This is a genomic window from Roseibium sp. (genome assembly GCF_050301095.1).
Taxonomy (GTDB): Bacteria; Pseudomonadota; Alphaproteobacteria; order Rhizobiales; family Stappiaceae; genus Roseibium.
The window spans coordinates 1-11,565 of sequence record NZ_JBNKYW010000227.1; the positions used below are offsets into that span (position 1 = coordinate 1).

The window sequence follows — 11,565 nt, forward strand, 5'->3', positions numbered from 1 at the left end:
CCAGTACAGGCGAAGCCCAGGAGGGAGCTGTCACAGCTGCCTTCATCTTGCCGCAGCCTGTCAACCTGAACAGCGGCGAAACGCTTTCCGCGCCGATCGTCGACAGGATCGTCTCCGCGGAAGCCGTTTCCGTGTTCCAGCCGAAAAGCGGGTTGCAGCATCCCGTCGCCGCGATCCTGATCGACAACGAAACCGACACCAGCCTGCCGAAGGGCATTCTGACGGTCTATGACGCCCAGGAAGGTTATGTCGGCGACGCCCAGATCAATGGCATGCCGTCCGGTGAAAGCCGTATGGCAAGCTTCGCGACAGACCGGAAGGTACTGATTGCCAAGACAGTCGAACCTCAAAACACGATCACGTCGGTCAAGGTGGCAAACGGGCTGCTGACGGCGACCGTCCGTCAGCGCACCTCTACCAGATATGCGGTCCGGGGTGCGCCGGACGCGGATCGCACCGTCATCATCGAGCATCCAAAACTGGAGGGGTTCACGTTTTCCTCCCCGCAGGAGATGGATACGACTGCGACCCATCACCGTCTGAAGGTCGAGGTGGCGAAGGGCAAGACGGAGACCGTGACGGCCGTATCCGAGCGAACCCTGTCCGAAGTGCATGCGCTGGTTTCCACCGACGAGCAGGGCCTTCTCAACCTGGCAACGCGCTCGCCGGACGCGGAAACGGCGAAAAAACTGCGGGACCTGGCGAAGATGCGCGCGGAAATTTCCAACGTCGAGCGGCAGATGGAGCAATTGCGGGCCCGGAAGGACGAGGAGACAAGGGATCAACAGCGCCATCGCGCCAATCTGGCTGCTGTCGAGCCGGGTGCCGATCTTTATAAGCGCGCCGCCCGCAAGCTGGCGGAGTCAGAAATGCGTATCGAAAGGATCGACGTTGATTACGATGCGTTGAAGCAGCGCCAGGACGAAATCCGGGCAACCCTCGGCGAAGCGATCCGGACGTTCTGATCGCTTCGATTGACCGGGCCGGGGGAAGCTCTGGAGCCTCCTTGCAGCCTTAACCCGTCATGTCTTCCGGCGTTCTGGCGAGTTCTCCGACGGCTGCCGCCAGTTCGTCGAAATGGGAAATCACCCTGTCGGGTCCAAGCTCCACGACCGGCACCGGCGTGTAGCCGAAGTCGACGGCGATCACGGGAATGCCTGCATTGCGGGCCGCCTTGATGTCCGTGACGCTGTCGCCGATCATGATGGAACCGGAAATCTCGCCGCCGGCGCGCTGGATGGCGCCATGGACCGGCTCCGCATCCGGTTTTGAAACCGCGAAGGTGTCACCGCCGACGACGGCGTCGAAATATTTGGCAAGATCGAGTTCGGCCAGAAGGGGCAGGGTCAGCCGTTCCGCCTTGTTGGTGCAGACGGCCAGCTTCCAGCCGTCCTTGCGGAACTCTTCCAGCGCGGAAACGACGCCGTCGAACGGTCTGGTGTGGACCGCGATGTTGGCGGCATAATGCTCCAGAAAACGGGCAAAAAGCGGGGTTATCGTCTCGTCTGACCAGGCAACACCGTTGAATTCGAGCCCGCGCTGGATGAGCACCTTGGCGCCCATCCCGACCATGTTGGCGACATGTTCCTGCGGGATGGCTGCATGTCCGGCCTCGACCATCACCACGTTGAGTGTGGCGACGAGATCTTCCATTGAAGACACGAGCGTGCCGTCCAGATCGAAAATCAGAACAGACATGAAACCTCCGGAAGCAATCCAACCGGTTCCTGCCTACCCGGTGCGGCGCAGCCCTGCAAGTTCATTCCGGCCGATATCCTCCGCATGAGCCGGATGGCCTGCTGCAAGATTACAATTTATAGGCCGTGCGGAAGCCGCCCCAATGGCGTCCCTGAACAAGGATCGGAACGTCGATCTCCTTCATCCAGACGACGTTGCCGCCGCCCATGTCGCGGGCGTAGGTCTGGATCAGGACCGGGCGCGTGTTCCGTGCTGCGCTGAGGCCGGCCCGGTCGTCGAAGATGCGCTTGTTGCGGCAGTTTGCCGTGTTCCATGCCGGATCGTCCGGCTTTTGCGGCTTGGAATAGATCAGGTTGTGAACAGGCAGATAACCGTTCCGGTCGACCGCCGCGCAAAAGGCCATGTTCCGGCTGCGTCCCAGAATGTCCTCCTGGATGTCCGGCAGAACCCGCTCCAGTTGGGTGAGGGCACGGGTGGAAACCTGTAGCGGATTGGTTCCCTCTATGGGGTGATAGTCGGTGTCGAAGAGATCGTCCTGTGTGAGCCTGCCGCTGGTCAGAAGGTTTTCCATCGCCGCGGTGATCCGAGACGCGGCTTCCGTCGCACAGGCGACCTCGCTGGCGTGAGAGGCATGGAACTCGGCAATCTTCTTGTTCAACGCTTCCCGGAACCGGCTGTCAGGATCCGAAAAGGCACAGTGAAAGCCGGAATCGGTGATGGCGACGACCTGGATGCCGACACGGCCGATGCCGACGAGATCCAGGCTGCCGGAGCAGCCGGCTTTCAGAAAGTTCGCGTTTTCCGACTTGAACAGGACACCGCCGTCGGAAATGTCATGGGTTTCGATGCGGGCAACCGCGGAACCGATCGTCACCGTGCCGCCGATCTTGACCGGGAGCCTGTCGTGCCGGCGCCGGTTGCCGATTTCCGTCTGCCTGACCATCATGGTGAAACGCGACTGGAGAGAGAGTGCGGCAGCGCTCATTTCCGAACCCATTTCGCGGGCGACCATGCCGCCTTCCTCCGCCGCGCTGGCGGACCCTGAAATCATGTTGACCTTGCGTACGACCTCCTGGACGAAATCGGCCGTCTGCTGCGCCTGGCCGCCGATGCGGTCGGTGGTTTCAACCTGTGTCTGAACCGCTTCCTCAACGGCGGCAAAGCTCGGTCGGATCTTGCCGATGACGTCGATGATCTGATTGACCGAGCCAAGGCTGTTTTCCGCTGAAACGTTCAGCCTTTCGATATTGGCCACGATCTGCTCCGTCGCCGACTGGGTCTCGACGGAAAGGGCCTTGACCTCGCTGGCAACGACGGAAAAGCCTTTCCCTGCTTCTCCGGCCCGGGCGGCCTCGATGGTTGCGTTCAGGGCCAGAAGGTTGGTCTGTTTTGCGATGTCGGAAATCAGGCTGACCACATTGGCGATGGCGTCGATGGCGCTTTTCAGCTCCATCACGCCCTGGTTCACCTGGTCGGCAACATCCCGGGCTTCATCCGCGAGTTTGTTCGATACGCCGACCTGATTGCCGATTTCACTGCTGGAGGCAGACAGTTCCTGAAGCGAGGAGGCAAGACCGGAAGCGTTTTCGTCGGCAATGGCCGACTGGTCAACCAGCGACTGACTGTCGCTACGGATCGTCTCGAGCTTTTTCATCTGGTTGTCGAGTTGATCCTGAACCTTTTCCGCGGCGGTCCCGATCGCCTTTGCCGCGACTTGCAGGTCGTCTTCCAGGCTGTCCAGCACGAATCCCATCCGGCTGGCGGCATTGTTTTCTATCGGATCGTCTGGTGACGCATGGTCCGCTTCCTCAGGGTTCGGAAGAGGACTCTCAATAATGCCGGCGTGAAGTTTCTGTCGCGGTCTAAGTCGAAGAATATTCATCTGATTCTGTGCTTTCCCAACTCCAGAAGATTTCAAGCATTATCCGGAGGCATTCTAAAATGATGGTTAATGAAGAGTGGATCCGGTGATGAAGAGCGAAAGAGGACGGTTGGGTACGTTACATGTTAGTCGAGTCCGGAATCTCGAGTAAGTGGCCGTAATTATTTATGGAATTTTGGAGGTGTGGTGTTGTGAGATGCGTAAGTCCGCTTTCGCCGGGCAACAGTCCGGGTAACGCGGGCGCTTCAACTTTAGTCTAGAACGCGCGCTGGCAAAGTCGGGTCCACACCCGGGTTGGTGGAACTGGTCCTGGTTGCAGGAGTTCTTCCCGCGAAAGCGCGTACTTTGTCTTCTTCTGCAAGGTGCCCCTTGTGCTTCGGGCCATTGAGCCGGTTTCCCCCGCGAACTGGGGGAATGTCACTGGACCGGCAGATGCCGGCCATGCTAAGCACCCGGCGGCCCGAACGGGACGGTCAGTCCGTATGATCCCGTTCGCGAGTGGCGGCAGCAAGGATGCCAGAGGAACACAGATGAGCGACCAGTTTAAGAAGGAAGCCGCAGAACGCGCGGCGGAGGATGTATCTTCCGGGATGCGGCTCGGAATTGGCACAGGCTCGACGGCTGAATTCTTCGTCCATGCGCTTGCGAAGCGCGTCCGGGACGGTCTGGACGTCATCGGCGTGCCGACGTCGGAACGGACGGCGAAACTCGCGACCGAACTCGGTATCAGGCTCGCAACGCTGGACGAATTGCCAGAGCTCGACCTGACGGTGGATGGGGCAGATGAAATGGACGCTGCACTTAATTTGATTAAGGGCGGTGGAGGCGCGTTGCTGCGCGAAAAGATCGTGGCGGCCGCTTCCGGACAGATGATCGTCATTGCCGATGCCAGCAAGCAGGTCGAAGCGCTCGGGCAGTTTCCGTTGCCGATCGAGGTGGTGCCTTTCGGCCTGGAAGCGACGAAACGCGCGATCCTTGGTGTGCTGGCGGACCTCGGCCTGCCGCAGGCGCTTGAGCTGCGGGGAGGGGCGGAGAAGCCCTTCGTCACCGACGGCGGGCACTACATTCTGGACGCGCGTCTACAGAAAATCAATGAAACAGAGGCTCTCGCGAACCGCCTGGTGGCAATCCCGGGTGTCGTCGAGCACGGCCTTTTCATTAAACTTGCAACAAAAGCTTACGTGGCTGGCGCAGATGGGGTAAAGACCGTTTGGCCCGTCTAACGGTTTGGATGAAGCATTCCAGGCTCACGATGAAAGCCGCCTAGGAGTAGAAAAATGAAGCTTGTAAATATGTTCCCGCGGGCCGCTGTATTGGGCGCAGCCATGATGGCCACGGGATTTCTTTCAACCGGAGCATTCGCTCAGGACGCCATTTCCGAAAGTCATCTGGCTGCCGCCAGGAAAGTTGCCGCGGCAACGCGCGTTCTGGAGCCTTTCGACGACATTCTGCCGCTTCTGGCGGAGCAGACCCGTACCGCCTTCATTCAGTCGGATCCGACACGCGCCGAGGAAATCATCGACGTAACGCAGAACGTGGCCCTGGAGCTGGCGTCGAAGCGCGCCGAGCTGAACAACAAGGTCTACAACGCCTGGGCGGAAGCGTTCACCGAGGATGAACTCAATCAGCTTGCCGATTTCTACAGCACCGACCTTGGCCAGAAACTGACCCAGACCATTCCGAACATCACCGTGTTTTCCGTCAATGCCGCCAGGGAGTGGCAGGACATGATTTCCACGGAAATGGTGACGATGGTGCAGGAAGAACTCGCCAAGAAGCAGGCTCAGTAAGGCAGGGCTTCCGGCCATAGCCACACAAAGAATTGAAGCCGGGTTCAAACCGGCTTGAGGGCCGCGAAAGCGGCCCAATTCGTTCGAGGCGGCATTTCCGGGAGCAGCAGCAGGACCGCATCCGCCAACGGTGACCTTGTTTGCCGCGCCTGACGGCTTATCTGGGAAGCGGGTTCGAATTCTCCGCAATGGCGACTGCCCGGAACGGCAGCGGGCAGGTGCGGCAAGCAGCCTTCAGGCTGCGAAACAGGAAGCAGAGGCGTTGATGAGCGACTACGATTACGATCTTTTTGTTATCGGCGGCGGTTCCGGCGGCGTGCGCGCTGCGCGGATTGCGGCAACACACGGGGCGCGTGTCGGTATTGCCGAGGAATACCGTTATGGCGGAACTTGCGTGATCCGGGGATGTGTTCCCAAGAAGCTCTTTGTCTACGCCTCGAAGTTTTCCGAAGAATTCGAGGACGCGGAAGGGTTTGGCTGGTCGGTTGGCGAACGAACTTTCTCCTGGCAAAAGCTGGTAGCGGCAAAGGACCAGGAAATCACGCGGCTCGAAGGGATTTACCGGCGGAATCTGGAACGGACAAACGTTGAAGTCCACGACAGCCGGGCTGTCCTTGAGGACGCCCATACCGTTCGTCTGCTGTCGACGGGACAGACTGTCACGGCGAAATACATCCTGATCGCCGTCGGCGCCTCCCCGAATGTGGACAGCGGTCTGCCGGGCGGCGAACATGTCATCACCTCGAACGAAGCCTTTCACATGAGCGAGCTTCCCGGGAAGGTCGTGGTCTCGGGCGGGGGCTATATCGCTGTCGAGTTTGCGGGCATTTTCAACGGTCTGGGCGTCGACACCACCCTGATCTACCGCGGTGAGGAAATCCTGCGCGGCTTCGACATGGACCTGCGAACCACGGTTCGTCAGGAAATGGAGAAGAAGGGGATCAAGGTCATCCTCAACGACACTTTCGCCAGTATCGACAAGATGCCCGACGGATCTCTGCTTGGCAAAACAAGCGGCGGCAAGATCCTTTCTGCCGACCGGATCATGTTCGCGATCGGCCGTAATCCGCACACCAGGGATCTCGGTCTCGAGAGGGCGGGGGTCGAAGTGGATGGCTCCGGAGCGATAAGGGTCACGCCGGATTCACGCACGAACGTCGATAACATCTATGCGGTAGGCGACGTGACGAACCGCGCCAATCTGACACCGGTTGCGATCCGTGAAGGCCACGCCTTCGCAGACACGGTCTTCGGCGGAAACCCTTGGACGGTCGATCACAGCCTGATTGCGACCGCCGTTTTCTCGCAGCCTGAAATGGGAACGGTCGGGCTCACCCAGGAAGAAGCACTTAAACGCACACCCGATCTCGACATCTACAAATCGTCCTTCCGGCCCATGAAGCATACGCTGTCCGGCCGGGACGAGAAGATGCTCATGAAGATGATCGTCGACGCCAAAACCCAGAGGGTTCTGGGCGTGCATATCGTGGGGCCGGATGCGGGCGAACTCGCCCAGATCCTCGGTGTCACGCTTCAGATGGGGGCGACCAAGGCCGATTTCGACCGGACAATTGCCGTGCACCCGACGGCCGCCGAGGAACTGGTGACAATGCGGGAACCGACGGAAAGACTGCGTGGCTGATCGACAAAGAGATCCGTTTTGCGGGCAGGATGGTCTTCAGACTGCCTTGCCCGCGCGCGGCAGGGGGACGGGGGCATTGCTGCCGGAAAAGGACAGGGGGCTGCCTGGTTTCGTCCCCTCTGTGTCTTCATAAAATGCGTATCGGTTGCGCCCGGCATGCTTGGCCTCGTATAGGGCCGCATCCGCACAGGTGACGATTTCTTCGGCCGTCTCCCCGTTTTCAGGCGCCAGCGCAACACCCACGCTCAGACCGGCCTGCGCAAGGTCATCGCCCTGGAGCTGAACAGGTATCCTGCCGGAATCCACCAGCGCCCGGCATAGGGCAAGCAGCTTGGGCGTCTCCGCCGAGCCGTGATAGAGCACCATGAATTCGTCGCCGCCAATGCGGCAGACCAGACCTGAATTTCCCACTACGTTTTTCAGGCGAGAGGCCATTTCCCTCAGGACGGTATCGCCCGCACCATGTCCGAATGTGTCGTTGACGATCTTGAATTTGTCGAGGTCGCAATGAAAGAGTGCGAAAGGCCGTTCGGGGAGTGCGTCGACCGCTGTTTCCAGCGCCCGGTTGAACTGAAGGCGGTTCGCAAGTCCGGTCAAGGTATCATGCAGCGCAAGATAACGGTTTTGCTGTTCGCTCGCCTGGAGGGAGGAGGTGAGCTGGCCGATTTTCCAGGCAATGCCGGCAGCCAATGCAGCAAGCGCGATGCTGAGGACCACAATCACCGGAATGATTGTCGGCCAGATGGAATCGCCCACCGACTGACCATCCCACTTGAAAGTGCCCAACGCTCCTCCGTTCTGGCCCGAGACCAGATGAAACGGCGCTCCCGGAGATTGCGCTACGCCGTCCAGAAACCGGAGCGAGGAAAAGTTCAGCTGGGAATTCAGCCGCTTGAGCATCAGGTTGTCGATGAAAAGTGCGGAAAGCAAAACTGTCGGCGGACCGTCCGGAAGGGGGGTCTTGTACTTGTCGGGCACAATCGGCATGGCACCGAAGAGTGCAGGCTTTCCGTCAATCCGGATGAACCCCATGATGGCATAGTCGCTGGGGTCGACAGTTTGCAGCGACCGGTGTCCGAAACCGCCGGGGACCTGAACCCTGTTGCGCTTGTAAAGCCGTTTCAACTTGTCGTAGACGACGCCTGCGGCCGGAATTTCGCGGACTGGCCGTTTGAGGAAATGGACCTCCTCCTCGAAGGACTCGGCGAGGATCTCGCCGTCGCCGGAAATCAGGATGATCTTGCTGTGACCATAGTCGGACCACAGGGACGAGAAGCTTTGCCGTGCATAATCCGGTTCAAACGTGCGAACCAGCTTCGCGACAGACTGGTCCGAGGAGGTGATGCTGATCTGTTCGTGAACGACCGCACGCATACGGTCCGCGAGCGTGCTTCTGAACAGGCGCATTTCGTTTGAGTAGGCCTGCTGCGTGGAGGCGTGCGAGGCAACGAAACCGATGAAGACGAGGGAGGCCGAAGTCACAGCTATGAGCAGGCCCGCAAGGAGAAAGGCGAGTCTTGATATCCGCTGTCGCGGGACCTTTGCGGCCCGGTCGCTGTATCTTCTCCGGAACTCTTTCAAACTGGAATCCTAACAAACCTGTGCCGGATATGTAGTTCTGCCCTCCCCAATCCGGAAATTTCAATCAAGTGTACTTGGCCAAAGGTGACCTTATTTGGCCATAGGTGACCTTATTATCCGTGATTGTAAGAACGGGAGAGGAATGAGTTGTGCATAAAGTAAAAATAGCTTAACGATCTGCCGAAAATTGGAGATTGTTTGGTTGTTGTTTTTGGAAGTGCAATTTTTGCTATATTAATATTCGTTCCGATGCGCTTCCCAACCGGCTTGATCCGCACCCACAAGGTTGGGGTTGGCGAATTCAAATCCGTTGCGGCCCATGTCCTTGGCGCGATAGAGGGCCAGGTCCGCCATCCGGAAAAGATCCTTCTCCGTGCAGCCGCAGTCCGGGGCTCGGGCTATTCCGATGCTGACGCCGATTTCGACTGTCTCGCCGCCGCCGATGTCGACCGGAGCGGCGAGGGCTGCCTTGATGCGGTCAGCGATGGCTGCGAGGCAGGATTTGTCGGATATCTTCGGGAACAGGATGACAAATTCATCGCCGCCGATCCGGCAAACCAAGCCGTCTTCCCCGGCAAGCGTGCGCAGCCGGTCCGCGACCTCGCGGATGACCTTGTCGCCGGCTTCGTGGCCATAGGTATCGTTGACCGGCTTGAACCGGTCCAGGTCGCAGGCAAAGATCGCGAACGCCTTTTCGGGAAGCGTGTCGAGCGAATAGGCAAGGCAATCGGAGAAATGGTGGCGGTTGGGCAGGCCGGTCAGGGCATCATGACGGGCGAAATGACGATTTCTCCGTTCGCTGGCTTCCAGGGAGGAGGTAAGGCGGCTGATCCTTGTCGCCGCGGCAATGGCAACCACCGCGATGATGGTGGCCAGCAGAACGATGAGGGGGAGGGCCATGAGCCAGATCTGGTGACCCGGCCTGGCATGATCCCACTTGAAGTAGCCGAACACCGTGCCGTCGGCACTGTACACCAGATGATTGGTCGGGTGCGCCCGCCGGGGCGCCTCGGCTTGAAAATGCAGGTGCTCGAAGTTGAGCCGCCGGTTCAGCTCCGCGATCCAGCCGTCGTCGAGATAGACCGCATTGACAAGGATCGCCGGATAATCCGGATATAGGTCGACATCGCCGTTGTCCGGCAGGATCGGAACGGCACTCAGGAAGGCCGGGCGGCCGTCGATGGTTCCGAAAGTCGATGCCGCAATGTCGATCAGGGACGATTGCTGCATGTACCAGCCGCTGAAAGCGGATGCCGCGGTTTTCTGCCTGTCTTCAAAAGCCCGCAAGGCTTCTTTGGCCAGATCCCGCGCCCGGCTGTAGTCCGCTTGGGGACCGGAGGCGAGCAGCACCTTGTCTTCGATGGCCTGGGTAATCAGGGTGCCGTCTCTGGCAAAGAGAAAGCTTCTGTCGAGTTCATAGTCATTCCAGAGGTCTGCGATCATTTCATCCGCGATAAAGTCGCGGTCGACAGGAGTACCCAGGGCCTCGAAGGCTATGTCCCATTGCGCCAGGGCGATCTGGTTTCTCACAATCCGGCGATGCAGATCGTGAAGTGTGTGATCCATGCGCGTTTGTTCGCTTTCAAGCGCTCTCCTGTCCGCTTCCCGCCAGGCCATCTGGGCGATGAATGTCAGGGACGCGGTTGAAAGAAGGATCAGAAGTGCGGCAAGTCCAAAGATCCAGAATGTGATCCGCCGTCCCGTTGCCGGGCTTTGCGGGTGCGGATAATCGTTTGCTGCGCCTGCTACCGTGCTTTTGTCCAAGAGGGGCTCCTGCAGAACCTGGGCTCAGGACCCATAAAACCGTGTTCTCGGGCGTTTAGCAGGTCGGGTTTAACGCCGTGTTGGAGCGTGGCACGAAGTGGGGAAATTCTAGTGAAAGTTGCCGAGAGCCTTAACAAAGTCTTCAATTTCGCCTTCCGTGTTGAAGGCATGAAGTGAGGCGCGCACGACCGCATCGAGACCCCGTTTCGGCAGATCGATCCGCGCGGAACCGGCCTGGCTGACGGATACGTTGATCGAGGCCTTTGCGAGGCGGGCCTGAACCTGGGCGGGCGTCTCACCGTCCAGGGTGAAGGTGACGATACCGCCCTTGCGCTGCCCCTTGTCCTGGAGCGTGACGCCTGGGACGGCAGAGAGTTCCGTGCGGAGCTGGGCGCCAAGGGCGCAGATCCGGTTGCCGAGCCGCTCCATGCCGAAGCCGATGGCATAGCTGACGGCCACACCCAGTCCTATCTGACCGGCGACATATCTTTCCCAGGTCTCGAACCGCCTGGCGTGCGGGACGAGTTCGTAGCTGTTCTCGTCGATCCAGTTCGCCGATTGCAGATCGATGAAGGGCGGTTCCACCTGATCCAGCACCGCGTCGCTGACATAAAGAAAACCGGTTCCGCGCGGCCCACGCAGATACTTCCGGCCGGTGCCCGACAGCATGTGGCACCCGATCTCCTTGATGTTGAGCGGGATCTGTCCTGCCGACTGGCACGCATCGAGAAGATACATTACCCCGGCGGCCCGGGCGATTTCACCGACGTCTTCAGCCGGATTGATGAGGCCCGAAAAGGTCGGCACGTGGGTCAGCGCGATCAGCCTCGTCCTGGGCGTAATCGCGGCCTTCAGTGCCTTGAGATCGATCTGTCCGTTGGCGTCGTCCTCGACCAGGTCGATTTCGATGCCCTTGCGATGTTTCATCTGGAGGAAGGCGACATAGTTGGACACATACTCGGCACGGCCCGTGACGATCCGGTCCCCTTCGCGGAAATCGATGCCATAGAAGGCCATGTCCCAGGCACGGGTGGCATTTTCGACAAACGCAATTTCATCCGGACTGCAATTTAACAGCCTGGCCGTTGCTGCGTAAAAGTTGACTAAAGTGTCTGCTTGTAATGCGGCCGTCTCATACCCCCCGGCCCGCTCTTCGAGGTGCAGGTATTGATGCAGAGCATCGCTGACCGGGATAGGCATTAGCGATG

The 11,565-nt window shown here is 59.4% G+C and carries 8 protein-coding genes and 1 pseudogene; 4 read left to right on the forward strand and 5 right to left on the reverse strand.

Annotated elements, in window-relative coordinates; translation table 11 throughout:
- Positions 1-965: pseudogene (locus ACQY7U_RS19970) on the forward strand (DUF4139 domain-containing protein); the annotation flags it as partial.
- 49 nt (positions 966-1,014) lie between these two features.
- Here the strand turns inward: ACQY7U_RS19970 and gph are convergent.
- Both gph and ACQY7U_RS19980 read right to left on the reverse strand, forming a co-directional pair.
- The gene (gene gph, locus ACQY7U_RS19975; protein WP_428648328.1) at positions 1,015-1,698 is read right to left on the reverse strand and encodes a phosphoglycolate phosphatase; all 684 of its coding nucleotides are present in this window, start codon (positions 1,696-1,698) and stop codon (positions 1,015-1,017) included.
- Between the two features lie 109 nt (positions 1,699-1,807).
- Positions 1,808-3,451 (reverse strand): methyl-accepting chemotaxis protein, encoded by a 1,644-nt coding sequence (locus ACQY7U_RS19980; RefSeq protein WP_428648331.1) that lies wholly within the window; start codon positions 3,449-3,451, stop codon positions 1,808-1,810.
- A 659-nt stretch (positions 3,452-4,110) separates the two neighbouring features.
- Here ACQY7U_RS19980 and rpiA point away from each other — a divergent pair.
- The 3 genes from rpiA to gor all read left to right on the forward strand — a co-directional run bounded on the left by rpiA (position 4,111) and on the right by gor (position 7,012).
- Positions 4,111-4,803: a ribose-5-phosphate isomerase RpiA gene (gene rpiA / locus ACQY7U_RS19985; RefSeq protein ID WP_428648334.1), complete on the forward strand. Its 693-nt coding sequence runs from the start codon at positions 4,111-4,113 to the stop codon at positions 4,801-4,803.
- Positions 4,804-4,857: 54 nt separating this feature from the next.
- A complete protein-coding gene (locus ACQY7U_RS19990; protein WP_428648337.1) occupies positions 4,858-5,370 on the forward strand; it encodes a DUF2059 domain-containing protein in 513 nt (170 codons plus the stop codon).
- A 265-nt stretch (positions 5,371-5,635) separates the two neighbouring features.
- Positions 5,636-7,012: a glutathione-disulfide reductase gene (gor, locus tag ACQY7U_RS19995; RefSeq protein ID WP_428648340.1), complete on the forward strand. Its 1,377-nt coding sequence runs from the start codon at positions 5,636-5,638 to the stop codon at positions 7,010-7,012.
- Positions 7,013-7,048: 36 nt separating this feature from the next.
- Here gor and ACQY7U_RS20000 read toward each other — a convergent pair whose 3' ends face one another.
- From ACQY7U_RS20000 to ACQY7U_RS20010, 3 genes are all read right to left on the reverse strand, one after another.
- Positions 7,049-8,494, reverse strand: a complete 1,446-nt coding sequence (locus tag ACQY7U_RS20000) for a diguanylate cyclase domain-containing protein (RefSeq protein ID WP_428648343.1) — start codon at positions 8,492-8,494, stop codon at positions 7,049-7,051.
- A gap of 333 nt (positions 8,495-8,827) precedes the next feature.
- A complete protein-coding gene (locus ACQY7U_RS20005) occupies positions 8,828-10,357 on the reverse strand; it encodes a diguanylate cyclase domain-containing protein (RefSeq protein WP_428648346.1) in 1,530 nt (509 codons plus the stop codon).
- Positions 10,358-10,465: 108 nt separating this feature from the next.
- Complete coding sequence (locus tag ACQY7U_RS20010) at positions 10,466-11,557, reverse strand: aminotransferase class V-fold PLP-dependent enzyme (protein ID WP_428648349.1); 1,092 nt, start codon at positions 11,555-11,557, stop codon at positions 10,466-10,468.
- Between the last annotated feature and the right edge of the window lie 8 nt (positions 11,558-11,565).

Excerpts from the sequence above, each read along its gene's own strand:
- gph (WP_428648328.1), bottom strand. The coding sequence starts at position 1,698 with ATGTCTGTTCTGATTTTCGATCTGGACGGCACGCTCGTGTCTTCAATG.
- ACQY7U_RS19980 (WP_428648331.1), bottom strand. The coding sequence starts at position 3,451 with ATGGGATTCGTGCTGGACAGCCTGGAAGACGACCTGCAAGTCGCGGCA.
- rpiA (WP_428648334.1), top strand. The coding sequence starts at position 4,111 with ATGAGCGACCAGTTTAAGAAGGAAGCCGCAGAACGCGCGGCGGAGGAT.
- ACQY7U_RS19990 (WP_428648337.1), top strand. The coding sequence starts at position 4,858 with ATGAAGCTTGTAAATATGTTCCCGCGGGCCGCTGTATTGGGCGCAGCC.
- gor (WP_428648340.1), top strand. The coding sequence starts at position 5,636 with ATGAGCGACTACGATTACGATCTTTTTGTTATCGGCGGCGGTTCCGGC.
- ACQY7U_RS20010 (WP_428648349.1), bottom strand. The coding sequence starts at position 11,557 with ATGCCTATCCCGGTCAGCGATGCTCTGCATCAATACCTGCACCTCGAA.